The organism is Paenibacillus sp. FSL P4-0184, from assembly GCF_038004625.1.
GTDB lineage: Bacteria > Bacillota > Bacilli > Paenibacillales > Paenibacillaceae > Paenibacillus_AQ.
The window spans coordinates 3,811,393-3,835,598 of the sequence record NZ_JBBORN010000001.1 but is presented as its reverse complement, the minus strand read 5'-3'; the positions used below and the strand labels follow the sequence as shown (position 1 = coordinate 3,835,598).

The 24,206-nt window shown below is 41.0% G+C and carries 19 protein-coding genes, 3 tRNA genes and 2 pseudogenes; 9 read left to right on the top strand and 15 right to left on the bottom strand.

The features are described from left to right. Positions 1-91: 91 nt before the first annotated feature. Complete coding sequence (locus MKY52_RS16805; protein ID WP_341052383.1) at positions 92-1,015, top strand: helix-turn-helix transcriptional regulator; 924 nt, start codon at positions 92-94, stop codon at positions 1,013-1,015. Positions 1,016-1,194: 179 nt separating this feature from the next. Here MKY52_RS16805 and MKY52_RS16800 read toward each other — a convergent pair whose 3' ends face one another. From MKY52_RS16800 to MKY52_RS16790, 3 genes are all read right to left on the bottom strand, one after another. After that, positions 1,195-3,405: a helix-turn-helix domain-containing protein gene (locus tag MKY52_RS16800; protein WP_341052382.1), complete on the bottom strand. Its 2,211-nt coding sequence runs from the start codon at positions 3,403-3,405 to the stop codon at positions 1,195-1,197. A 279-nt stretch (positions 3,406-3,684) separates the two neighbouring features. Next, positions 3,685-4,530 (bottom strand): NAD-dependent epimerase/dehydratase family protein, encoded by an 846-nt coding sequence (locus MKY52_RS16795; RefSeq protein ID WP_341052380.1) that lies wholly within the window; start codon positions 4,528-4,530, stop codon positions 3,685-3,687. Between the two features lie 84 nt (positions 4,531-4,614). Continuing rightward, positions 4,615-8,508, bottom strand: a complete 3,894-nt coding sequence (locus MKY52_RS16790) for a X2-like carbohydrate binding domain-containing protein (RefSeq protein ID WP_341053443.1) — start codon at positions 8,506-8,508, stop codon at positions 4,615-4,617. Positions 8,509-8,877: 369 nt separating this feature from the next. On the opposite strand from MKY52_RS16790, the gene MKY52_RS16785 reads away from it, so the two are divergent. Both MKY52_RS16785 and MKY52_RS16780 read left to right on the top strand, forming a co-directional pair. Next, positions 8,878-9,714: a DNA-binding protein gene (locus tag MKY52_RS16785; RefSeq protein WP_341052379.1), complete on the top strand. Its 837-nt coding sequence runs from the start codon at positions 8,878-8,880 to the stop codon at positions 9,712-9,714. Positions 9,715-10,049: 335 nt separating this feature from the next. Beyond that, the gene (locus MKY52_RS16780) at positions 10,050-11,123 is read left to right on the top strand and encodes a Gfo/Idh/MocA family oxidoreductase (RefSeq protein ID WP_341052377.1); all 1,074 of its coding nucleotides are present in this window, start codon (positions 10,050-10,052) and stop codon (positions 11,121-11,123) included. Between the two features lie 326 nt (positions 11,124-11,449). Here the strand turns inward: MKY52_RS16780 and MKY52_RS16775 are convergent, their stop codons facing one another. Beyond that, complete coding sequence (locus tag MKY52_RS16775; RefSeq protein ID WP_341052376.1) at positions 11,450-13,042, bottom strand: sensor domain-containing diguanylate cyclase; 1,593 nt, start codon at positions 13,040-13,042, stop codon at positions 11,450-11,452. Positions 13,043-13,360: 318 nt separating this feature from the next. Further along, positions 13,361-13,453 (bottom strand) — tRNA-OTHER (locus tag MKY52_RS16770). 160 nt (positions 13,454-13,613) lie between these two features. On the opposite strand from MKY52_RS16770, the pseudogene MKY52_RS16765 reads away from it, so the two are divergent. From MKY52_RS16765 to MKY52_RS16745, 5 genes and pseudogenes are all read left to right on the top strand, one after another. Beyond that, positions 13,614-13,817 (top strand): annotated as a pseudogene (locus MKY52_RS16765) (transposase); the annotation flags it as partial. A 121-nt stretch (positions 13,818-13,938) separates the two neighbouring features. Continuing rightward, positions 13,939-14,118, top strand: a pseudogene (locus tag MKY52_RS16760) (FMN-dependent NADH-azoreductase); the annotation flags it as partial. Between the two features lie 100 nt (positions 14,119-14,218). Next, positions 14,219-14,848, top strand: a complete 630-nt coding sequence (locus MKY52_RS16755) for a DsbA family protein (protein ID WP_076284728.1) — start codon at positions 14,219-14,221, stop codon at positions 14,846-14,848. Between the two features lie 26 nt (positions 14,849-14,874). Beyond that, positions 14,875-15,696 (top strand): cytoplasmic protein, encoded by an 822-nt coding sequence (locus tag MKY52_RS16750; RefSeq protein WP_341052374.1) that lies wholly within the window; start codon positions 14,875-14,877, stop codon positions 15,694-15,696. A gap of 4 nt (positions 15,697-15,700) precedes the next feature. After that, complete coding sequence (locus MKY52_RS16745; RefSeq protein WP_076284730.1) at positions 15,701-16,099, top strand: nuclear transport factor 2 family protein; 399 nt, start codon at positions 15,701-15,703, stop codon at positions 16,097-16,099. 358 nt (positions 16,100-16,457) lie between these two features. On the opposite strand, the gene MKY52_RS16740 is transcribed toward MKY52_RS16745, so the two are convergent. Beyond that, the gene (locus MKY52_RS16740; RefSeq protein WP_341052373.1) at positions 16,458-16,766 is read right to left on the bottom strand and encodes a hypothetical protein; all 309 of its coding nucleotides are present in this window, start codon (positions 16,764-16,766) and stop codon (positions 16,458-16,460) included. 76 nt (positions 16,767-16,842) lie between these two features. Here MKY52_RS16740 and MKY52_RS16735 point away from each other — a divergent pair, with 76 nt between their 5' ends. Further along, entirely contained in the window at positions 16,843-17,061 is a 219-nt protein-coding gene (locus MKY52_RS16735) for a DUF6809 family protein (RefSeq protein WP_341053442.1), read from the top strand. Between the two features lie 107 nt (positions 17,062-17,168). Here MKY52_RS16735 and MKY52_RS16730 read toward each other — a convergent pair. The 9 genes from MKY52_RS16730 to MKY52_RS16690 all read right to left on the bottom strand — a co-directional run bounded on the left by MKY52_RS16730 (position 17,169) and on the right by MKY52_RS16690 (position 24,051). Further along, positions 17,169-17,253, bottom strand: a tRNA-Leu gene (locus tag MKY52_RS16730). Positions 17,254-17,338: 85 nt separating this feature from the next. After that, on the bottom strand, positions 17,339-18,283 hold the full coding sequence (locus tag MKY52_RS16725; protein WP_341052371.1) for a lipoate--protein ligase: 945 nt from the start codon (positions 18,281-18,283) through the stop codon (positions 17,339-17,341). Further along, entirely contained in the window at positions 18,276-19,970 is a 1,695-nt protein-coding gene (gene lpdA, locus MKY52_RS16720) for a dihydrolipoyl dehydrogenase (protein ID WP_341052369.1), read from the bottom strand. Before lpdA ends, MKY52_RS16725 begins: the two co-directional genes overlap by 8 nt. Positions 19,971-20,074: 104 nt before the next feature. Next, positions 20,075-20,428 (bottom strand): carboxymuconolactone decarboxylase family protein, encoded by a 354-nt coding sequence (locus MKY52_RS16715; protein WP_341052368.1) that lies wholly within the window; start codon positions 20,426-20,428, stop codon positions 20,075-20,077. 124 nt (positions 20,429-20,552) lie between these two features. Further along, positions 20,553-20,984 carry a MarR family winged helix-turn-helix transcriptional regulator gene (locus MKY52_RS16710; protein WP_341052366.1) on the bottom strand — a complete coding sequence of 144 codons (432 nt, stop codon included), beginning with the start codon at positions 20,982-20,984 and terminating at the stop codon, positions 20,553-20,555. 30 nt (positions 20,985-21,014) lie between these two features. Next, entirely contained in the window at positions 21,015-21,260 is a 246-nt protein-coding gene (locus MKY52_RS16705; RefSeq protein WP_179085775.1) for a TipAS antibiotic-recognition domain-containing protein, read from the bottom strand. A gap of 42 nt (positions 21,261-21,302) precedes the next feature. Further along, positions 21,303-21,390 (bottom strand) — tRNA-OTHER (locus MKY52_RS16700). 393 nt (positions 21,391-21,783) lie between these two features. After that, positions 21,784-22,809, bottom strand: a complete 1,026-nt coding sequence (locus MKY52_RS16695; protein ID WP_341052363.1) for a hypothetical protein — start codon at positions 22,807-22,809, stop codon at positions 21,784-21,786. A gap of 42 nt (positions 22,810-22,851) precedes the next feature. Beyond that, positions 22,852-24,051 carry a hypothetical protein gene (locus MKY52_RS16690; RefSeq protein WP_341052362.1) on the bottom strand — a complete coding sequence of 400 codons (1,200 nt, stop codon included), beginning with the start codon at positions 24,049-24,051 and terminating at the stop codon, positions 22,852-22,854. Positions 24,052-24,206: the final 155 nt, after the last annotated feature.

Genomic DNA, 24,206 nt, shown 5'->3' with positions numbered 1-24,206 from the left:
TCAACCAACGCTTGATAGGATTGCGTTTGCAGAAATGCTATGCTGTTTTTGACAGTGCGCACTGTACATTTTGTTTTATTGGAGGTATACAATGCTCGACTTGCGTAAAATTGGAGCTTATATTTCGAAGCTTCGCAAAGACCAGGATTTGACCCAATTGGAACTTGCCGATCAACTGAATGTAAGTCATCAAGCGGTATCGAAATGGGAACGGGGCGACTCGCTACCGGATATCGGAACGCTTCCGAAGTTTGCGAGATTATTCGGCAAAACGGTAGACGACATTTTAAATGCAGGAGACAATACAGAAATTCGAGAGCACCCGCACCTAGGAACGATCGTTGAGGAGATCGCAGAGAACAGGCCGGAACAAGTTGCAGAGATGGTCAATACCGGAGAGGCGGAGCTGGAGGAGCTTGTAGAAGTAGCGCCGTTTGTAAAAGCAAGCGCTCTGCATAAGGTTACAGAACGATTAGACAGCAGCGTCCTTAAGTTAGACGTGATCATGAAGCTGGCTCCGTTCCTTGGAACAGGTACATTGGATGAACTGGTTCGTCAGGCAGAAGAAGGCGAAATTGTGTGGAATACCATTACTGGACTCGCTCCGTTCGTCAGCAGCGACACATTAAGTCGACTGGTAGATAAATCGATTGACGGTTCCTTAGAAGTGCACAATCTTGTTGGGATTGCCCCATTTCTGGAAAGAGAACATGTAGATCGCTTGGTACAACAAGCAGAAGAGAGCAGCTTGAGCTGGCATTCCGTTCAAGGGCTGGCACCCTTTATTAGCAGAGAAACATTAAGCCGCTTGGTAGACCGGGTTGCAGACGGTACTATCGATGCGGACCAGATCATAAGCCTCGCACCTTTTCTGGACAAGGAAAATCTCGAGAAGTTGATTGGTGGAGTCGAAGCTGAACATCTTAGCCCAGATCTGCTGGCAAGTCTTGCTCCTTTCGTCGATCAAGGGACATTGAGCAGAATGGTGACAAGCTTATTAAATAAAGTAAAGTAGACACGTATATCGGAGATCAGAGATTGGTGATGCATAGACCGTCGGCGATCCTCAAAGCTAACGGGAAACGTTAGTTGAACGACAACAGCGGCAGTCTAAGACTTTATTTATCAAGTCTTGGTCCGCCGCTGCTTCTTTTAATGGATCAGTCTAATACTTAATTTTCACCAAACAACTATTTATTCATCAATAGACTGTCTATAAGCGCTCGGTGAAACGCCGATTAACCGCTTGAAGGCCCGTCTGAAAGAATGTGAACTGTTATAGCCCACCCGCATGGCAATCTCATCGACCGTATACCGACTATCTTTGAGCAAAATCACAGCCTGATCCATTCTCACTTTTATCAGATGATCGGAGAAATTGACACCGGTAACCTCTTTAAACAATTGAGAAATGTATTTTTCAGGCCGTTCCACCTGTTCAGCTACCCGGTACAGACTCAGCTCTGTATCCGAATAATTCTCTACGGTATATTCCTTGATCTGCTTAATAATCTGAATATGAACATCCTTCTTTTTATTTGCAATAAGTCCGCACAGTTCTTCCATAATGACAAAAAATTCGGTCTGAATCATTTCGAGTCGTTCCGATGAACCAATGTCTATGACCCTCCGCTTCACACTCTCGATGTCCGGGTATTCTGTAAAAGCCTTTTGATCCAGAAGCTTAAGAAACGTCCCTTTTATTTCACCAACAAGCTGTTGCTTCATTTCCATGGATAATTCACGCTGTTCCATGTTCTGGGCAACAATTGCACGGACAATCCGTTTAGCCTCTTCTAGCTCTCCAGCCCGAATGGTACTGATCAGACGTTGCTCTGTATCCAGTGGATAATAGTAGGTCGTATTCTCATTTTGGGCTTCGCTACTCCATACAATTCCTTTTTTATTCATGTAGACGGCATATTCCAGAGCTTGTTTGGCTTGGTCAAAGGAAAGGCTAACCTCCGTTATTTCTGTGAAAAGATCACCGAAGCCCGCCTGAGTAGTAATACGGTACTCATTAAAAACGTACTGCGCCAAATTCTCCAGAATGTTAGTGATATTTTCTGCCTCATACGCTTTGTCGGTCTCTTCTTCCTTGGAGAAAAACAGAGTTACCACTTTGTCGGAGCCCATATCCGTCATTAGTACATCCACTCCGAGATCCGATAGGGACTGCTTCAGCAGCAAACGGGAAGCATTCAGCTCATTGAGAATTTCAACGCTGTCCATACCGGCATAGCCGTTAATCTGAACAATTCCAACATATCCAGTGTTCTGTTTCAAGTTAATCCCCACCTGCTCAGCGGCAGTGAGAATCTCATCATGCGTTTTGAATTCACCTGCTAATAACCGCTTCAGAAATGCATCCCTGACCAACGGAAGCTGACGATTAAGTTCGGTTTCCAGCAACTTATTCTTGGTGATCATATTGGCAATATTTCCGCTTAAAAAGTCAAACTCATTCTTGGCGGAGGCCTCTTCCTTGCCAAATTGCTCCTTCATGACGCTAAGCATATGGTTGATTGGAGCGCTGTTACGGTAAGCTAGTATTAGTCCGACTATCAAGCCGATGAGTAATGTTCCTCCCGTAATTTGTATCGACATTAGCTTGATCTTGTTAGCATTCTCCATCAAAATAGGCCGGGGAATCCCTGTCTGATATACCCAGCCGTTCGAATCAGAACGAGTCGTGATCACTAGATCGTCTTCATAGAACTGACTAACCTTGTTTTTATCAAAATCCGAATCAACGGTCATATGGGCCATTTTCTGCTCATCACTTCCCTGCAGGACAATCGTATTTCCTTCAGCATCGCTGATATGAACCCAGCCTCCGTATCGCTCAGTTAAACCAGATAACAGACTAGAAATGATTTTCTCGTCTATGATCACTACCGCGACAGCTGGTGAGGAATCGTTGAAACTATCCAGAGGGAGTGACTGCATATAGGTAATAACGGAGGTTTGCATGCCCCTGCTAACATAGTCACTGAGTGGCTTGATTTCACTGCGATGGGTTTTCTCAAGCACTTCTTTGGTCCAATCCTGTAGCGAAAGATCCTTATAGTTGAAATTAGAGTAGTAATGTTCCGGACGGTAAGAAGAACCTGGGGTTAGAATAAGATTATAATTGGCGAGGTAAATATAATAGTTTTGCAAAAAATCATTCGTCTGACCGAAAGTCAGGACATTCCGCATCGTTCTCCAAATGCCATACACGTTCGTCTCATTGTCTCTTTCATTCATCAGAACGTTTAGCTCCTGATTGACTGCCAATTGCCTGGTAAACCCTTCTACTTCCGCCATGCGGCGCTCCAATATTTCCTGACTTTTCTGGAGCTGGGTGACCCCGTTCTCAATAGAGATAGACTCTGTCACAGAAATCGAAGTCAGATAGGACATATATCCGCCAATGCTGGGAATGACCAAAATGACTACATAGGAGATTAAGAATTTACGAAAGATATTGGAATATTTAAGCGTAGTGACCCCTCCCCTAATATCATTTCGATAGCGCTATCATTACCATAGATTAAAACATTTTACTTAATAGTCAAGTGTGCAAACCCAATTTTTCAGATGTTAAAACTTTTAGAATTGGATAAAAAGCAGCGATATACGCCGTTATCACTGCTTTTTATTCACCATCCGAATTTTTTTATCTTTCCAATGTTAACCCTTCTAAGTTGTACCCATCGTATGGCGGGTAGAACGTGAAGGCACAAAACCGAATTCCTCCTTAAAACGATCCATAGCATACAAAGGCTTATATTCTTGACCCCAAAAATGATAATAATCCAAATTATAATCATTCCCCACCAAGGGGGTAAGGAGCTCAGCCACTGGCAAATTGCTGCTAGCATCCGGCCCAACCAGATTGAGGGTTCTTACCCCCGGCTTTAGTGGAGATTTCAGTGCCGCAGTAATTCCCTCCACCACATCCTCAGCATGGACATGCCCCAGTATGATGAACGGGAGCGTTGGCTTGGATCCAGTTTTCAAGACAGGAGGAATCCAGCCTGGGGAGGCTACAGCTCCAAAGCGAAGATTGATAAAGTCGGTATCTTTATGATTGCGATGAAAATACCGGGTCAGCTCCTCGACCATCCCCTTGCTTAGCCCATAGGCATCCGCTGCCATACAGGGATGATCATCTGGGATAGGCAGCTCAAGCGGAATAAAATCCTCAGTGAGTCCACCCACCACGGCAATGGAGCTCGCTGTGATGAACTTTTGGCAACCGTGGTCAAGCAGATATCGGTACAATCTCCTTGTTCCCAGCACATTAACAGCAAGGCTTTCCTCCTCAGTAGAGCCGCCAGTAACTGCGGCAAGATGAATCACCGCCTGAATATCATACGAGTCCAGCCTGCTCAAATCCTCCGCCGAATCAAAAGAACCCTGAACATACGCAAAAGCCCCTTCCGGAGCTTGGCGTGACAGACAAATTACTGTATGTTTATCTGCCAAATACTTGGCTAGAGCCGTTCCGATAAATCCACTTGCTCCGGTAATCAGAATATTCATGCTCATCTCCCCTTCTTTTTCTCATCTCATATCATTCAGAAAAAAGGGGCCAAAGAAGGCCCCTCCGTTCATTCATCGCTCAACTTATTCTGTCCACTGTTCTCCGCCTTGTGTACTAGGCTTCGAGATATGGTCGGTCGAAGCCTCCTCAATATCACCGAATGCCCAGTGGGAGACTGGAACATCGTTCCACCCTGACTGTGTGACACACATAAGCGGGCCCCTGCCCAAAACTCTATTGATAGCTGTAACGGCTTCCGCACGAGCAAGCTTGGAATTCGGGCGGAAAGTTCCGTCACTGTAGCCATTCATTATGCCTATATCTTGGGCTTTCTTTATCGCTGCCTGTGCCCAGTGACCGATGATGTCAGAGAAGCCGCGGCCCGATGTTGTAGAATTCGGGCTCAGCATGGCTGTTAAACTAGCCATTTCTGCACGCGTCAATGGTTGATTAGGCTTAAAAGTACCATCAATATAACCGTTCATTAGTCCCATCTTAGCTACTTTGGCAATAGCATCTGCCCCCCAATAGCTGGAGGGAACATCACTGAATGTTACGCCTGATCCAGTGGCATCTTTCTCAGCAACCTTCGCTAGGATGGTTGCCATCTCAGCACGGGTAATGGGAGCATCGGGTTTAAAGAAGCCTCCCGGATATCCGTTGATATACGCCGAATGTCGCATCGTCTCGGCATCATCCTTCCCATCAGTTCCAGATGCCGGAGTTGGCGTTGGCGTCGGAGTCAGGGTAGGTGTGGATGAAGGCTGAGCTGGTATAGACGGACCCCCTGCATCAGTCGGTGTAGGTGTTGCTGTCGGCGTTGGTGTTGGAGGTTCTGTAGGGTTCGTTGTTCCGCCATCACTGGTTGGGACTGTGAATTTCAATTGATCTGTCAGCATGAGATTACCTGATTTCTTCACAGCTTTAAGTGTGTGTAAGCCGCTTGCCAATCCAGAAATACTGTAAATCTCCTGTTGTGTCAGTCGACTCTGACTATAAGCATTCACGGTCTGAATCCATTGTCCGTCCACATAAATATCTACTTCACCTTGATCTGGACCCGTAGGTGTGATCAAGCGGATTCCAGTGCCCTTGAAGGTATATTCAAAGGAATCGCCGTCCACTGTCGTTGAATGCACATCATTAAGATAATCGCCACCAATAGTAAAGCTGAGGTTCAGCTTTCCCACTGGTTGTGATGCGAGATAAGATTTGTTCAGTGTAACACGGTCACCAGCTACCGTATAATCGGTCCCAGGAACCAGATGATATGATCCATTCGTAATGCCTATAAAGCTTTCCGGCTGTTGTAGAAGTGTAATCTCAATGTCCTGCTGAGCAGAAGGCGATTTATCAAAGCTCGCTGCGATCGGATTAATCATATTCGGAATCTCTACCTTGAGCATGTCAAGCAGCATGAATCTGCCTGATTTTTTCACAGCCTTGAGTGTGTGCTGTCCATCTGTAAGCCCAGAGATACTGTACAGAATCTGCTGTGACAATCGCCCGTTTCGATAAGCGCTTACCGTGCCCTTGAATTGATCATCTACATAGATATCCATATCCCCTTGTGATTCGTCTACCTCAGTGAACAGTTGAATCCCTGTTCCTCTGAAGGTATATTCAAAAGAATCACCATTCTGCTCCGCATACTGCACATCGTCATTGTAGTCGCCCATTCCTCTTCCACTACTGCGGGACCAAGTACCGTTATATTTGATTCCCGGATCGTCGTTATTAACCATCACATAACGGATGCCTGTAGAATCGCTAATGTGTACCGCTAGTGTCTGTGGATCACCGGCATTAAAGTTGATGTTAAGACTTGTTATGCCAGCAGATTGCTGTGCAAGATATTCCTTCTTAATGGTCAATTTGTCATTAGTCACCGTATAATCTTCGTCGCGGAGTGCCACTCCATTATTCTCAATACCACTCAGCGTATTACCATGCAGATTAAGCGAGACTGTGACATCCTTCTGTTGTTCCGTTGCTTTATCAAACCCAGCGGAAGTTGGAGTGATAGAACTGTTCTGACCCCCAGCCGGACTTTCTGTTGTCACTCTCAGCGCGTCGAGCAGCATATAATTTCCCGATCCCTTGCTTACCTTAAGCGTGTGAGGGCCGTTAGAAAGTCCTGCTACACTGTAAAGAGATTGTTGTACCTCTCTCGGTCCACTTGTATACGCATTTACAGTCTGTGCAACCCCATCGTCTAATGTAACAATCATTTCTCCTTGCGATTCATGCTTTTCCGTCAGCAGCTCAATGCCCGTTCCCGTAAAGGTGTACTCAAAAGAATCACCGTCCTTCTCGGTATAGTGCACATCGCCATTATAATCTCCATGTTCTCGGGCTGAGCTTACCTGCCATGTGCCGTTGTATTTAATGCCGCTGTCATTATCATTAATGTAAACCACATCCGTAACGGTGGTATTGCTTGCCGAAGCTGAATCCGCAGTAGGGTCAGCCCCAGAGTTAAGAGCATCCTCTTGAGGAGTGTTCGTAGCAGCACTGGAATCCTTGATTGTAATGCTCAGATCCTGCTTCCCCTCTAACAGCTCCTTGCCTCCATTTCGCTTCCAATCTCCGCTGTAGCGCATCCCTGTATCATCGTTATTGACAGCTGATGTACCGCTTAGCGCGGTTACTTTAAGCATGCGAGAGGCATGGGGTTCAAGGATGCCACCGCTGAATTCCTTCTCAAAGGTTCCCAGCTCGGAATGGCTCCATAGGTCGCGCACTGAAGCCGGACCATCAAGGCCAAGATCACTCCATTTGACTTTAACCTCCGCACCCCGACTACCCAGATTGAACAAAGCAACGCTGTAAGTCCCATCTCCATTATTGGCGTACCAGACCTGCTGCTGGGTATCCGTCGATACCGGATGACCAGGACGTCCGGCCTGATTTACGGCAATTACCTCATCATTGGTAAGCAGTTCTAGTCCATAACTATCCAGCCGTGTCATGTCATTCCCTGTATAGAGCGGCACGGAAGAAATGGACCAAAACGTCATCGCAGTCTTCCGCTCATCCTTGGTCAGACCATCCATGGAGCCGTTACCAACGTTCAGAGAATCGAAGTCGTTCCAACCGCCAGGGCCTGCATCCCGCCACCAAAGTGCTGCTTTGGGGAATAATCGTGAAATACTCGGCCATGCTGTCAACCCACTGCCGTCATAAGATTCAACATCCCAATCAATTCGCCAACCGTTAGCATATTTTTTCCAGAATTCTACGTAATTGTGGTCGAGCGCCCAGGATAGCTCAAACCAGATGTTATTTCTATCCAAAGCCTTGGACCATGCTTCTACATCGCCGCGTGCATCCCGGCTCAAGTTGTCAATCCCCGACCCAGGGGTTACGCTGTCGAATTTGACGAAATCGATCCCCCACTCACCAAGCATATCTGCAATGGAATCCACATACTTCTGGGCACAGGGATTCGTGAAATCAATTTTATAGGTGTAGGAATTCCAATAATCCATAATGGTAAGCGGCTTGGCCGTAATATCCTGAATACGACATTCGCCGCCTGTCCCATACACCTCAAGATTTCGGTTATATGCATCGATAGATACCCCCGGGATCAGATAGATCCCAATCTTTTGTCCATTATTATGAACATAGTCAATGACCTCCTGAAATCCGTTCGGATAAAGGACTTCACTAGGAATAGGTCTCCCATATTCATCCATATCGCCATTCCAGCCCGCATCAATATTAATGTATTCATATCCATGGGCTTGCAGCTTCTCATGCATCGCGTCCGACTGCTTCTTAACGCTCTCCGCCGATGTCCAGTTTCCTGCCCCATCATACACTTGCATACTGTAACTGCTCCAGCCCATATACGGCTTTTGAGCCATACTCTTTTCCGCCGCTAGCGCAACATTGCCTGTCGTTCCTGTAAAACCGAACTGTGCTGCTGCAATAATGAATACTAGGAGACTCATACCCAATCTTTTTCCCATTCGCTTCAAATCATCCTTACCCCCTCATGAAATGTGGTCAAAATTACTTTGATAGCGCTTTCTTTCGGGAAGATCATAATTGAATATGGTTTTCCAAGATAGGTACATTTCGGTATTTTACGTACAAATAACCCCAAAATAGAGGGGCAAATAAACAGCTTAACAGACATAATTCCTTCGATTCGAAGAACTTAGTAAAAACACTGTCCCCTAGTTATATTTGGACAATCATAAAATAAACTCTTGTTTCCTTGTTCCAGTGATGAAAATCACTTACTATATTGGTAAAATAAAGAATAATCTAGAGATACAAACGACATAGCAATATCCGATGAATGATATGCTGAAGAAAGGAAGATCGCATTGAAGTTGGACTTGGATGGATTAAATGCTGATTCCTTAACTTGTATGCTTAAAGCATCTTTTTCATTGGAAAATTGGGATGCGATGATTGAAATTGCAGATAGATTGATCATCCAGATTGCACTCATATATGAGACAAGCAGTGACACAATGAAAGAACAAAACCTGAAGCGGAGTATTCCCTATTATTTCGGATTTAGCTTATGTTCAAAGGGAATCGCACTGCAAAAGCTCGGTAAATACCCTGAAGCTAGAATGTGTATTCAAAAATATGCTGAATTAAGCTGGATCAAAGGAATAGATGAAGCAGGCATTAATGAAGTCAAATACTACTGTAATATTGCAAAGGCCAATACCTACGTGCTCGACCTTTTGGAAGGCAAGACAGGGGTCCTAAAGGAGTATGTTGAATTTATTAGAAACAGTGCTGAGGAAGAGTTACTACCGGGACTAATTACCATCTTGGAATCCTCGATAAAATATAACTATTCCGTAGATTGGATTCTGAGAGAATTCGAAATAAACGCTAACGACATAGGAGCACGAGGAACTCAAGAGAGTATAAGATATTTTGTGGATTACAAATTCTTGCTGGCGATGTACCACTACAAACAGGAGAATATGTGCGATGCGATAAACACAATTCTGGAAACCTTACTATTAAGTATTACGCTGAAAGATGATACAGGCATTAAGAAAGCAGCGGCATTATTTGAGATCCTTAGAGTCTATGCTAATCAATCCCAGCTCCAAGTGCATCACAACATAATGAAAACTATAATAGAGAGGGAGTTAACTAATGAAAAAGAAAATGTTCTTGCTCACAGTCGTAGTCTTGATTAGTTCCAGCTTAATGATCGCCTCTGCAAGTGCTTCCGCTGTCGATTCAGGTTCCACTGGTTCCACAATTTACACCGTTAACAATCACGGAATGGGTCATTGATTGAAATTTTATAAGTGGATTATACAAAGGAGCGATCATCCGGTTATTGGATAATCGCTCCTTTGTATGTAAATGCAAAAGATAGCTTAGCTAAAAACAGTAAAAAGTAATAGTTTCACATTATACATAATCCTATGTACTCTATCATTTTTTATATACAATAATAAGAGACAACTGATGCCTGTGCTACGAAGGTATTTACATACTAATCAACCATTAGAGGTGTACTTTAAAGATGAACAGACCTATTCGTTTTGGAATAATCGGAAGCGGCTGGCGGGCGGAAATGTATCGTAAGTTGGCTCACCTGCTTCCGCAGCAATTTCAGGTAACCGGTGTATTGATCCGCAACCCTGCCAAATACCAGCAACTGATCGACAAATGGAACCTGACCGTGTACAGCTCGATAGAACGCCTTGCGGCCGAGAGCGATTTTGTGGTCCTGGCAGTGTCCAAGACCGCTGCCGCCTCACTGCTGTTGGAGCTTGCAGCGCTGCAAGTACCTGTGTTGGCCGAAACACCCACCGCCTCTAGGCCGGCTGAATATGAACTGCTTCGATCCAGCGCCATTGATTTCCCTCTGATTCAAATAGCCGAGCAATATCCGCTGTTGCCTCACCATCAGGCAAGAACCGCCTATATTCAAGCCGGACATTTGGGCGAGGTAGGTCATGTTCAAGTCTCTGTTGCGCATGGTTATCATGGAATCAGCCTGATCCGTAAATGGCTCTCGATCACTGGCACAGCATGTGAAATCACAGCTCGCCGGCTAGAGGTTCCAATCATGGACTTCTCTTATAGGGGGAGGGAGGCCGAAGATGACCTGAAGACAGAGCAGCAGGATATCGCAATTATGGTGTTTCCCTCCGGCAAAAGCGCTGTGCTTGACTTCACTCGCTCCCAATATTTCTCGCCCCTCCGTACCAACCGGGTACTCATCCGCGGATCACATGGAGAAATTCGCGATAATGAGATTATCCGTCGCCTGGGAACCGAAGAGACCGAGTATATGAACATTAGTCGGATTCAAGGCGGACAGGAAGGCAGTCTGGAAAGTCTCTCCTTGCATGAATTGCGTGCAGGACAGCTTAGTCTATTTCAGAACCCGTTTCATCCCTCTCCCCTTTCTGATGAAGAGATTGGGATAGGACAAGCCTTATTGAATATGTCCAGCTTCCTGCACACGGGAATTTCAGCATACTCATTAGCGGATGCCTTAATAGATATCAGACTGTCATTCGCGGTCGATGAAGCCATTACCCTTGGAAGTACTATAACTTTGCAAGATGAGATCAGGCCTGCAAAATAAAAACAGGCAGATGAGAAATCCCCTTGCTGATATACAAAATAAGCTGAACACTTTAACCAGTCAATAGATTCCCAATCCATTTTCTCTGTGCCGACTTCGTTCAGTTTTGCAATACAATCATCGTAGATTTCATCTGAATCAGTTGTTTGACGAGAATCACTTCCGGAGTCCATTAGTGGACAATATCCTGCCCCCTCTGATAAATGACTGTAGTCTCCATCCTTAGGAACCGGCATGTGTACAGTGTGCACCACTCTTTAATTGGGAACTTAAAACAAAAAAACCTTGATCTCTCAAGGTTTTCACTGTGATGCCGAGCAATGGTTTCAACCATCTGCGACCATCGTCTGATTTCTTCCCCTGCTCTTGGCCAAGTATAACGCTTGATCGGCCTTCTCCAGCAGCCCCTCCCGCTCCAATGCATGAACAGGATAATGGGCGATTCCCTGGGAGATCGTAATCTGTGTCGGGATCGGACCCCTGCTTTGTTCCAGTGTCCGCCGGACTCTTTCAGCTACGGTGAAAGCTTCCTCGGGTCTAGTATGGGGCAGCAAGATGATGAACTCTTCGCCGCCGTAACGGTGGCAAACATCGTCTGGGCGAAACGAGTTAACTATAACTTTGGCTACATGTTTCAGCACTTCGTCGCCGATGAGATGGCCGTAGGTATCGTTCACGAGTTTAAATTTGTCTACATCCAGCACAATGAGCGAAAACGGTTGCCCTGAAGCAATCCACTGGTCCATCGTATACTCTAACGATCTCCGGTTCATTAAACCGGTCAGTGCATCCGTCGTAGCCTCTTGGGTCAGTTGATCCGTCTGCTTCTGAATATCCGTCGCGGCAAGCAACACAGCCTTGGTCAGCAGATCTGCCTCTCGGCTCCATTGCGGCTTCGCTTCCGGCAATACAATCTTCTCCTTGCCCATCCTGCTCACCAGATTCGCCAGGGAGACAAAAGGCCGGGCCAACTTGCACGCTACGAGAATGACGCCCATTAGGAGTATAATGAACGGAAACAACGAATACCCGAGAATTGTCCGAAGGTGGCCCATCAGTTGATGATGAATGACACTAATCGGCGAAACGACCACGATTCCCCAGCCATTGGCCGGTACGCTGGAGTATCCGGCAAGCATTTCAACGTTACGGGTGTTGCGCACTTGCTGTTCCCCGCTTTCCCCTTTCATAAGTTTCTGTACAACCTTGTTACTGCTGACATCCTCCCCAATGAGCTGCTTATCTGGGTGGTACAACAGATGCCCGCTTGAATCCACAATATAATAATAAGAGCCAGAATCGTCCACGTTGTTGTCGCCAAAAATCATAGACAAAATATTGTTCTCTTGCAGATAAAACGTGCCGCTCAAAATACCGCGATATATGCCATTGTTGCTGAAAATCGGCTGACTCATAAAAACGATTAGTCTCTTGGTGGTTGGGGTCATGTAGGGGGAGGATATGTAAGGTTTTTTGAATGCCAGAGCTTCCAAACTGGCCTTAGAAGTAATATGGTCGCCTGTTGTCCCCAAACTAGTCGGTACTACGTTGCGGACCAGCCCGTCGGCATCGACTACAGCGATAGAATTGAAGTAATTGCTACTATTGCGCATCAGTTCTAAATTATCATCTACTTGCTTCGGCGTTGAGCCATCGTCATCGGAGAGTGTGGCAGCGCTGTATTCCAAACTGCTGCGCATGGACTGAAATAAGGAGTCCATTGTCTTGGTCATTCGGTCAGCGTTGTAGTAATTCAAATGGAGCGTAGTCTCCATCAATGATTGTTTTTTGGACTCATATGAACCGATCAGAAGAATGCTTGAGGTTAGTAGAACCACCAGCGTAACCAAGCCCGTAAGCAGCGATGTGAGACTGAGCTTTTTACTTTGACGCGGCTCGGCTCTTCTCAGTGTAAGCAAACTATAACCTCCTTGAATCTTGAAAATAGCTTAATCAATAATACAACAAATTAAGATGTTATTCGACAATAATCAATGAACTCCGATCTCTCATACCACTGTACGTACCGTTTGATATACGGGGGTTCATGAAATATTCCATATAAAAAAACTCCTCTCCAGAACTTGTGAATTGACAAGCACTGAATAAGAGTATTATCAACCTGAGTTCTGTGTACTCGGATGTGATTCCTAAGTACAAAGGACCTTTAGCTTTTGGAGGAAGCTTTAAAATTAATAAAACAAAAAAACCTTGATTTTTCAAGGTTTTCACTGTGATGCCGAGGACGGGGGTCGAACCCGTACGGTACTCACGTACCGCAGGATTTTAAGTCCTGAAACAACCTTTATAGCCCCTTTTCTACACCACGGAAAGCACGAACACAAATCCTTTAACCACGCGGGTTGACGGCACTTTTTTTGTGTTCTGTACTTTCTGCGTTCAGAAATTTGTATATGTAGCCATGTTAACAAAAATGTTAGCAAAATGAAGGGCAGACGCTTTGCGTTACTGCCCTTTGTGTATGAAAGCGCCGTGCGAAGCACCTTGAAAACCATGCGTAATTGGCAGGATGAGATCGTGAACTACCATCATTGCCGTTGGACGAGTGCAACCGTAGAAGGACGACATAATCGTATCAAAGCTTACCAACGCCGGCACTACTTCACACGCAATCGTGGTTGTTATATGACGGGCATTTTAATTGAATGCAATCGACACCGTTTATTGAGTTGAACATATCAACCACTAATTTTTAGATTGAGCCCAATAATAGGAAGTTAATTTTTTCGTCAATAAGAATTGACTTTCATTCTAGTTGTAACTACAATAGTTACAGCTTGTAGTAACAGTACCTGTTACAGATAAAAAAGCACTGCATATTCAAGTACATGGTGCTTTCTACTCTGAAGGTCCAGCTGAAGAACTAGAAATGGAGCATCGCCATCTTTTGGTAATGATGATTTTTTTTTGCGTCCCTTCTTTTGAAGCAATCGATGTTGAAGGGCATAATAGGGCGCCTGAAAAAGCACAATAGATTAAAGAAGATGCAATTCTACGCTCTAAAAAGTTAGCTGAGAATTTCTAAGTAACAGCGAGATTGGTTAATAATAAAAAAATAAAGGTAGGCGTTTTTAATGGAGACAAAACAAGACACCCTTATATATGTATGGGATGCATATTGTGGATGGTGCTATGGATTTTCAGAAAGTATTAGAGGTTTTTACAAAAATCACCCTGAAATTCCGTTAACTGTTTTATCCGGAGGATTATTTTTAGATAATCTGCCAATAAAAAAATTCTCATATATATCAGAAGGTAATAAAAGAATTAATAAACTTACTGGTGCAGAATTTGGTCCTTCATATCAGGCTTTGTTGTCAGAAGGTACTTTTACAATGAATTCAAAAGATGCTGCAATTGGCTTTTCAGCTTTACGTTCATTAGCACCGAACCGTTTGTTAGAATTTACTTCTGCCATGCAAAAAGCGTTTTATTATAATGGAAAAAGTCTGAGTGACCCTGAAACATATCGTAAGATAGCTATTGATCATCATTTGGATCCTGAACAAGTACTAGAGCGACTAAAATCTCAAGAAACTATAATAGATGTTCAAAATGATTTCAACACGGTTCAACAACTTGGTATAAATAGCTATCCCTCTTTACTTCTACACAAGGATAACCAATTAATCCCTATTGGTGGCGGAGTAATGACGTCGGATAAAATTGAAGCACGTTTTAAAGATTGTTATATTATTAAATAATTTCACCAAAAAGGAGATAAAATTCTATGTTTAAAACAATCGAAATGAATCAAAATGATGTGAAATTGACGATATTTAGTTCTGAAGAAAATAGTTTTATGGTGACTGCAACCTTAGTTGAAAAAGCAGGACATGCATTCTTAATAAATACGAAATTTACTCAATCCGATTCGAAAGAAATTGTTGATTACCTAAATAAAAATAACTTATATTTAGATGAAATTTTTATTATTCATGGAGATCCGGACTACTACTTTGGGTTAGAAAGTATTAAAGCAGCGTTTCCAGAAGCCATTGCGTATGCCACAGAATCCACTGTTGAACATATTGTTCATTCTGTCTTAGGTAAATTAAAAGTCTGGAAAGATGCACTTGGAGAGAACGCACCAAGTAATGTTGTATTGCCTCAAGTATTTACAGAAAAAACCATTGACTTTCAAGGTTTAACATTTGAACTTGTAGGTTTAGATAATTACAGAACTAGCTTATTTAACAGAGAATTGAAATTATTGATTGGTGGCATTGATATTTTCAACGAAATACATGTTTTCATAGCAGATACTAGCTCAAAAGAAGCAATGGAAGCTTGGATTGAGAACTTGAAAGTGTTACAAGGGTTAAATGCTAACATAATCGTACCAAGCCATGGTTCAATTGAAAAATCCTTAGATAATCAAGCACTTATTGCAACTATCAATTATCTAAAAACTGCAATTAAAGCTTCCGAAGAAAGTAAAACTTCTACGGATTTTGTTGCAAAGCTTGAAGCAGCATATCCAGGCTATGCAAATAAAGGCGTATTAGAATTAAGTGCAAAAGTTGTAACGAAAGAAATTTCTTGGGGGTAATGTTATGAATATATACCAAAAATTATTACATGAAACGTATGTATTAACCGGTGAAGGAAAATTGGATGCCTTCAAAATGTATTTAAGTGATAATGTATCTTGGACAGAAGCTGCTGGATTTCCTTATGCGGGTACTTATGTAGGTCCAGATGAAGTAGTGAAAAACGTACATGAACGCCTTGGAACCGAATGGGATGGCTATTCTGCAAAAGATGAAATCTATGCGTTTAATAATCACACTGTTATCGTCTACGGAAAATATAGTGGGACGTATAAAGCAACAGGAAAATCATTTATAGCAGACTTTTGCCATCTATATGAATTTGATGAGAATGATAAGGTTAAAAAATTTATTCAAATCGTGGACAGCGCAACTGTCAATAATGCATTAAGTTCAAATTAGTTGTTTGTAACTTAACTTGTATACGGGGTAGCGTCAGGATAACCGTATTTTCCTGACGCTACCCATCGCTATCAAGCTAAGGTTTTACACTACCCATAAAGCAAAAAAAGACGTTATTCTTTCTGTAGAATTATAGGAAAGGATGGCGTTTTTTTGGCATATAGGGCAACGATTTGATCTTCGATGCCTGTTAAATCAAAAGTAGAGTTGAACAAGTAATCTATCGGATTCTTAACAAGGAGCTCTCCTGTCATACCCTCTAGAAAATCTGAAAGATTAATGACTATATCGTTTATGTTAGTGTTCTGTTCAGAAGAGACTAAGTTATTGATGACAATAATTTTGGTGAATTCTCTACTTACTGAGTAATTTTTTTTCGATTGAGTGTAACCTTAAATACATGTTTTCCATTTTTCATCTGGAACTTTGCAACTTCTCCAAGCTTAATATTACTATCGATCAAAGAGTCCATTTGGATGGTATCTTTTTCATCAACAGTAACAACTACGCTTTTTAAATCCAACGAACTGTTATTAGTAATCATCAGTTTATACTCTTCATCCTTAGCTGTTGGTGTATCACTTAAAGTATCTGAGTTGTTTTTTTCACAACCCGATAATAAGACTATAAACAACATAAAAATAGTTAGCCATCTCTTCTTTGTCAATTAAGTCGCCTCTCATTCTGATTATCCAATGCGTTGGCAAGAAATTTTAAAAAAATATTGTTTCAAATGGCGCTAAATATCTGAAATCATAGAGATTTGGAAGGAGCGACTTTCAGAGGAGGAGTTCGACGAGTTGGAAGCGTTATTAGACTTATATGCTCAAACTCATGGCATGGAGTTAACATCTATTTTCAAGTATGGATTTCGCTTGGGGGCGGGCATCATGGTCGAGGTCTTAACCGGGGAAGAGGAACTTGCTAGTAAGTTGGGTACCTTTCATGACAAAACTTCATAATTTAAGGCGTAAATCCTGTGCGCTTAATAATTGTTCTAAATAAAAATCTCTTTTGAAACTAATCCAAAAAACAAAAAAACCTTGATTTCTCAAGGTTTTCACTGAGATGCCGAGGACGGGGGGCGAACCCGTATGGTACTCACGTACCGCAGGATTTTAAATCCTGTGCGTCTGCCTGTTCTGCCACCCCGGGTGGAAATGTACTGAAGCTTTATATGATTAATTTTTTAGGCGAAGGACGGCACAATCGCATCAAAGCGTATCAGCGCCGCCAAATTTATATAAAACTATTCTCATACAAATCCCGAAAAATTTCTTCAAGAAGATTTTTTTCCATGATTTGATGGAAATCTATATTTATGAATTTATTTTCAAACTCTTCGAAATTCAAAATAGCTAAGCTGTCAGAATAAATTTTCAAAAATTTTACAACTCCATGCTCCACGTTAAAAAAAGCCTGAATATTGCCTGAAGGCGTACTTCTTTCTACAATAACATTGTATTTAGGGCTCTCTCGGTAAATCCATTTGTTATCAAAATATTTTTCCATAAGTAAAGGTGTATATGTCATTTTACTATATCTCACCGGAGCAGCAACGTTGCCGTAAACATTCTTGAAGCTTTTTATTAACGCTTCCGTCAAGCTGGCAACAGATATGTCATTATTCAGTTCCTTCAGATTGATGACTCTACTTTTTACAGAGCTTATTCCTTTTGCTTCCAGCTTTAATTTTGACGGTTTTAATATTCTCTCCAACTGCTCCAGGTTGACCTCCACCATTAATGTTCCATGATGAAATCCGTTTTCTTCTTCTGCGTAAAAAGCATGCCCAGAAAACTTTTTCCCCTGATAAGTTATATCGTTTCTACCAGATAACGCTACCTCTAATCCAAAGCTCTCAACGGCACCTTTAATGACCTCTAATTGCTTTTCGAGGTTTTCCTGCTCCTTTTTGAAAATAAAGGTGAAGTTCAGATTCCCCAAGTCGTGATATACGGCGCCCCCGCCCGAAATTCTTCTGGCCAGACTCACTTCATTACTCTTTAATTGTTCGATGTCGCATTCGGTGTATGGGTTTTGATTTCTGCCGATCACTACAGTCTTATCATTTTGCCATAGATATAACGCAACTTCGTCGTGGCAGGCGTTTCTCAACAGCTCCTCTTCCAAGGCCAAATTAAAATAGGGATCATTCTCTTGGGAAAGGACAATTTTATTCATCGAAGTGGAGTGCTCCTATGCTAAAACCTAAAACAGCCTCGTGAATGGCTTCCCCAGTAGTAGGATGAGCAAATATAGTGTGTATTATTTCTTCCTCAGTGATATTGCTGTTCATCATTATTGTGAGTGTGCTTATTAGTGCAGAAGCCTCCGGCCCAATAATGGAAGCACCCACTATTTTGCCACTGGACAAATCTTTAATTAATTTGATGAAGCCCTTTTCCTCTCTCATTGTTAACGCCTTTCCGTTAGCCTGAAAAGGAAACTTGCTAATCGATATGTCCATATTTTTAAGCACAGCCTGCTCTTCTGTTAAACCTACAGACGCAATTTCTGGCGATGTAAATATTACATTGGGCACCATACCATAGTCTACATGAGAAGGCGTCCCTAAAATATGGTCCACAGCTGCTATTCCTTCATGAGAGGCTACATGCGCCAACTGAATACGATTTGTTACATCCCCGATAGCATATATATGTTCTGCAGACGTTTGGAGGTATTCATTAACAGATATGCCTTTGCCTTTTTCATTTAAAGCAATACCCGCCTTTTCTATTTCCAGATCATCTATATTTGGCGTTCTTCCAATAGCAACCAAGACTTTTTCGCTGGTGATAAATTTTTCAGCATTGTCCATTTCAAATATAACAATAGCCTTGCCACTCTGGTCTTTTTCAATTCTTGTAACCTTAGCCCCAGTGTAGACTCCAATCCCTCTGTCCATAGCTATTTCTTTTATTTCTGCTGAGACTTCCGCATCCACCATGGTCAAAAGCCTATCACAAAACTCAATGACATTTACTTGAATTCCAAAATTGGAATAGATGAAGGCAAACTCCATGCCTATTACACCACCGCCAATAATGGTGATAGAACTTATATTCTCCTTATGTTTAAGGGCCGATGTACTGTTTAGAACAAAATCATGATCTATCCCCGGTAAATTAATATTGGCAATTTTTGAACCTGTTGCAATAATGGTATCCGTCGCTTCTATGGTATACTCATCTTTTCCATTCTTGACAAGAACCTGTTTGTCATTTACAAAGGATGCGCTACCTCTGATAATTCTCACATTATTTTTTGAAAGCAAGTAATCTATCCCTGAAACCAATGTATTCTTGATCTCATCCTTCTTATCAATTACTTTAGCCATATCAAGCTGAATATCTTTAACCGTAATGCCAAAATCTTCGGCCTTCATTATATTATGAAAGACCTCCGAGGATTTAATCAAAGCCTTGGTCGGAATACAACCTACATTAAGGCAGGTTCCACCCATAGACAATTTTTCTACAATAACCGTTTTAATTCCACGTTTAGCAGCATAGATGGCCGACACATACCCCCCTGGTCCCGCCCCAATAATTAACAGGTCTGCTTGCAACTGCTCCTTTTTACCGTAAATCATTCCTCCAAAATAATCCAGCTTAGGTTTTTCTTTTCCTGCATTTTCAGCAGTAACTTTAAATAAACACTGGCCTAACTCAATTTCTTGTCCTTCTTCAACCAGAATCTCATTTATAACGCATTTATATTTTGAATTAAACGGGGAATTGCCCTTTTTACTCTCCAATTGCAATAAGGTCTGGCCCACCGAAACTGATTCTCCGACAGAAATGTTGATCTTTCCCACTCTTGATTTTTTTTCATGCCCAGTAAGCTGTTCAAGTTTTATATCCACATAAATTCCCCCTAGTCTGCTGTGTAGTTTTATTCACATTTACCGTATCCATTAATTTGGCAACCTCCGCCAATTGCGCAGAGATTGCCAATGAAATGACATCATTACTTGAAATCTTGTTCAAATTCATCAATAGAATCTTTAAGTAATGTGACTGAATACGCCATGCTAGGTCCACCGCCGAAGGCAACAGCAACCATAGCAGATTCAAGGATCTGCTCCCTGGTCGCTCCTGCTTCCAAGGCTTTATAAACGTGAAACACTATGCAGTACTCGCAACGATTATACGCGCCAATCGCTACACTGATCAGTTCTTTTGTTTTGGTGTCTAAGGCACCATCAGCATAATTGGTTCCCAGCAAATTCATAAATGCATCTACGCTGTCCCCATTAGTCTCAGCTAGAGTAGCTAACCCGCTTGTAAAATCATGAAGCATTTGTCTTACATCCTTCTTCAATTGAATCCCATCCTTTTCATGTGAATTGTTTCACTTATGATTTCATAATAATACTTTACACTGCAATAGTTGCTATGTAAAGTATTTACGTAAAAAAAACCTCCTTATAATAATATCGAACGATTTAGTGGATTTTTGACAAATTATGAACCATCTTATCTAATACTGTCGTAAAAATATGCAGTTCTTCCTGGGATATTCCATTTGTTGCATCATCATGAAAATTTTGACCTATCGGAAGCAACTCAGCTCTTAGAGCTTCGCCCTCTTGCGTTAGATTAATTCTGATTATTCTTCTATCTTGAGAATCTCTGACTCTTGAGCATAATTTTTCTCTTTCCATGCGATCAAGAAGCCTGGCTATAGACGATTCATTAACATTCATTTTTTTTGATAGTTCTTTTTGGGATATTCCATCTTTTTCCCCGATAAAAAAAAGGGCCGTCCATTTCACTTTCGTAATTCCAATGTCTTTAAGTCTCCTGTTGAATTCGTCTACTATTTTTTTTGAAGCAGTATTCGTTATGAAACCAATACAATCATTCAAATTAAACATATAATGTCCCTTCCAAAATGGATTGATGTTCTAAAATGGAATTATACCATAGAAATGAGATAGGCTATCTGATATATGGCCATAATCGCCAATGCTTGTCAAAATGATTAAAGTCATTGATAAAGCGACCATAAATTCTTCAAGGCAGCTTTTCCATTTACTTATTAAATTTTGAACCTCAGGAGAAGCAGGAGACTTATCTTTATGTTTCGCCAATTCACGAAATACATTCTCCATGTTACCAAGAACTGCTTCTCTTGTTTCTATAAGTATCATAATAGAAAAAAACCCTTGATTTCTCAAGGTTTTTTCATTGGATGCCGAGGACGGGGGTCGAACCCGTACGGTACTCACGTACCGCAGGATTTTAAGTCCTGAAGTAGTCCTTTTAGAACCTTTTCTACGCTACGGAAAGATCGAGCATAAAGCCTTTAGCCATGCGGGTTAAAGGCGCTTTTTTGTGTTCCATACTCTCTGCGTTCAGAGATTTGGATATGCAGCCATGTTAGCAAAAATGTTAGCAAAATGAAGGGCAGAGGTTTCACATTACCGCCCCTTATGTATGAAAAAGGATCTACAGAATGAAAAAGTGCGACCAAAAATGTGACCGTTAAAACCAAATACTATAAAAACTAAAACATGAATCTTGAAATAGAGATCAAGCGACTTCTATTTATCGGTTTATATCAACTATAAACTAGAACAGAACAAGAGGAGCAAACTTACGGATTAGATTTTTTGTAATGCTTTGTAAGGATAAATAGTCGTGCGATGTTAGAAACAAATCACATCCCGGAGTTTACAATAAATCATATATTTCTAAACCTCGAAGCTTAGAATCTAAGTATCGGTTTACAGATAGATTCTTACTTCCATTAACTTTCGATTGGCAATAATCATATATTTTGCTGCCATTTCCTGTGAAGTCTTGAATTAAGCTTTGGTTTATTCCTCTTTTTATCATCTCAATTATAGCGAATTTGATTATTCCTGTTGTATCTCCTCTTCCCGTAAATTGCACCAAGGTATCTGAGATAAAAGAAGTCCCTTTGGGTTTTTCTCCATTGATGCGAGTAAATAAAAAAATGTCTTTATTATCACAATCGCTTTGCATCTGCTGTTTTATTGCCACATATTCTTGAAGTTGTGTGAAGAGATTAATCGGCAGTCGAATGTAATATCCATTAATTCTTAACACTTGCTGTTTCAAATTTAAATCTGATAATCTAAGATTTATAATTACTTGATATTTCGCTCCGGTAAATAATAGAAGTTTTATTATTATGCATGAAATGAAATCATTATATTGTGAAGGGTATCTTTTATATTCTAATATCAAGTCTCCATTTAGTAATTCTTTGATTTGCTGATCACATTCAGATATTAATACTTCAACCTCTTCTTGTGTAAGTTCTGTTTTTGAATCTTTTTTCTCTAAGTCACCACTTTCAAAAATTTCTTTTTTTATTTTGTATGTAAATGAGTCTTTGCTGTCATGGGATAAACTAAATGATTTAATTAAATTACCATTCTGAATTATCAAATTTTTAGCATCATAAATGAATAGAAAATATCTTTTTACAACTGATATATAGTGCCAAGCAACGCTTTCACTATTAATTTTGTTGCCAATTATATAATAGTTTAAGCTTTCAATAATTTCTTCTGTTTTCATTGCTTCTAGATATGATTTATAAGACTTATCGTTTATTCCCTTTTCAGAAACTAAGAACTTATAAAAAACCATTATTTTATTTTTGTATATTTCATATGAGCTATCTGATACTTGGTTCATAAAAAGTTCAATGGTTTCTTTAAAAGTCATAATATCACTCTTTCTTCAAGGAATTCCACATTAGCTTCACTTTTATTCTAAGCCAATCGCCTGATTAAAAACTGAGAAAGTAGAATTTTGAAATCCCTGAATGATAATTGCAAAAAGACCACTCCCGAATAAAATACTCACTACAATTAAATAGACGTTTAAGAAAATCAGTGACTGTGAGAATGATGTTCGTTTATTGATCCAACCAAAAAATTTAAAGACAAAACTCTTTGAACGTTCTTTTTTGTTCAAAATTAGATGTGTTGTATGAAATACTTCAAAAGAAAGCAGGAGCAAAGATAAAAAGGAAAGAAACAATAAAGATAGTGCTTGTCCAAAAAGGAATACTAAATCCATTGTATTTTGAAAGGACAACTCCATGATACGTGACACAATGCCATTCATTCCATTCTGGATTATTTGCTCTTTAACTAATCCAATTTCTTCAGAATTATAAACAGGAAATTTTGTAACACTTATAGCCCCTATAGCCCCTACCCAGCAAAACACCGGAGTCCAAAGTGCTCTTTTGTATTTAGAATCTAATTTCTTAAATATATTTTTCTTTTTAAGGATGTATATTCGATGCATAGCTAGTAAAGCCATTGCACCAAAAAAGATAGTTCCTGCCAAAAAAATAAGAGATTGATATTTTAAATAGATCACCATTGTAATAACGCTTAGAATCATTCCTATGAAAATAAAAATTTGAGGCTCTGAAGTTGACTCACTCTTCTGTACTGGAGTAATTAAAACCACTTTCTCATTTTTTTGTGTATCCGGTGACATATTCAAAAACATTTCTCGTAAATCATAGTTAAACACTTGATCCAAAGCTTTAGCAATTTTACTATTATGAAAAATTTCAAATCGGCAGCCATTCTGCTGGCATAATGCTTGACATCGAAGTATTTCATTTGACTGAGGTTCAGTATTTACAAATGCTATACACAGTGCACCTTCAGCTCTTTGCAGCTCCAAAAGCTGCTCAATACTTTTGGCGATATCCTCATAAACTTTTCCGAATTTAGAATCAGTCGTCACTTGGACATATATAAGATCACCATCGTCAGACTCCTTCCACATATCAGGTGTACCCTTTCTAGTTTTGTGGGTACCCTCAACTGCTCCACTATGAATAAGCCCATCCCATTCATGATTCATCCTTGGTAACAGCTCAAATGCAAGCCGCTGTAGTTCTCCTCCACTCAATCTCTTTAACATATACTCTGTATCTATCAAATTCTCTACCACCTCTAGTAAAGTTAAATGAAATTAATTAATTTAAGATCAGATCAAAAAGTTACTATGTCTGTTCGATGATTTTTTTATCTCTGATATTAAATTATCTTGATATATAGTCTCCCCTCTACTATGAATTATGATGTCACAATTAA

What these genes read in the sequence shown, in the direction of transcription:
- MKY52_RS16805 (WP_341052383.1), top strand. Translation starts at nt 92, where the DNA reads ATGCTCGACTTGCGTAAAATTGGAGCTTATATTTCGAAGCTTCGCAAA.
- MKY52_RS16800 (WP_341052382.1), bottom strand. Translation starts at nt 3,405, where the DNA reads ATGTCCTATCTGACTTCGATTTCTGTGACAGAGTCTATCTCTATTGAG.
- MKY52_RS16795 (WP_341052380.1), bottom strand. Translation starts at nt 4,530, where the DNA reads ATGAATATTCTGATTACCGGAGCAAGTGGATTTATCGGAACGGCTCTA.
- MKY52_RS16790 (WP_341053443.1), bottom strand. Translation starts at nt 8,508, where the DNA reads ATGGGAAAAAGATTGGGTATGAGTCTCCTAGTATTCATTATTGCAGCA.
- MKY52_RS16780 (WP_341052377.1), top strand. Translation starts at nt 10,050, where the DNA reads ATGAACAGACCTATTCGTTTTGGAATAATCGGAAGCGGCTGGCGGGCG.
- MKY52_RS16755 (WP_076284728.1), top strand. Translation starts at nt 14,219, where the DNA reads ATGGAGACAAAACAAGACACCCTTATATATGTATGGGATGCATATTGT.
- MKY52_RS16750 (WP_341052374.1), top strand. Translation starts at nt 14,875, where the DNA reads ATGTTTAAAACAATCGAAATGAATCAAAATGATGTGAAATTGACGATA.
- MKY52_RS16745 (WP_076284730.1), top strand. Translation starts at nt 15,701, where the DNA reads ATGAATATATACCAAAAATTATTACATGAAACGTATGTATTAACCGGT.
- MKY52_RS16725 (WP_341052371.1), bottom strand. Translation starts at nt 18,283, where the DNA reads ATGAATAAAATTGTCCTTTCCCAAGAGAATGATCCCTATTTTAATTTG.
- MKY52_RS16710 (WP_341052366.1), bottom strand. Translation starts at nt 20,984, where the DNA reads ATGTTTAATTTGAATGATTGTATTGGTTTCATAACGAATACTGCTTCA.
- MKY52_RS16705 (WP_179085775.1), bottom strand. Translation starts at nt 21,260, where the DNA reads ATGATACTTATAGAAACAAGAGAAGCAGTTCTTGGTAACATGGAGAAT.
- MKY52_RS16695 (WP_341052363.1), bottom strand. Translation starts at nt 22,809, where the DNA reads ATGACTTTTAAAGAAACCATTGAACTTTTTATGAACCAAGTATCAGAT.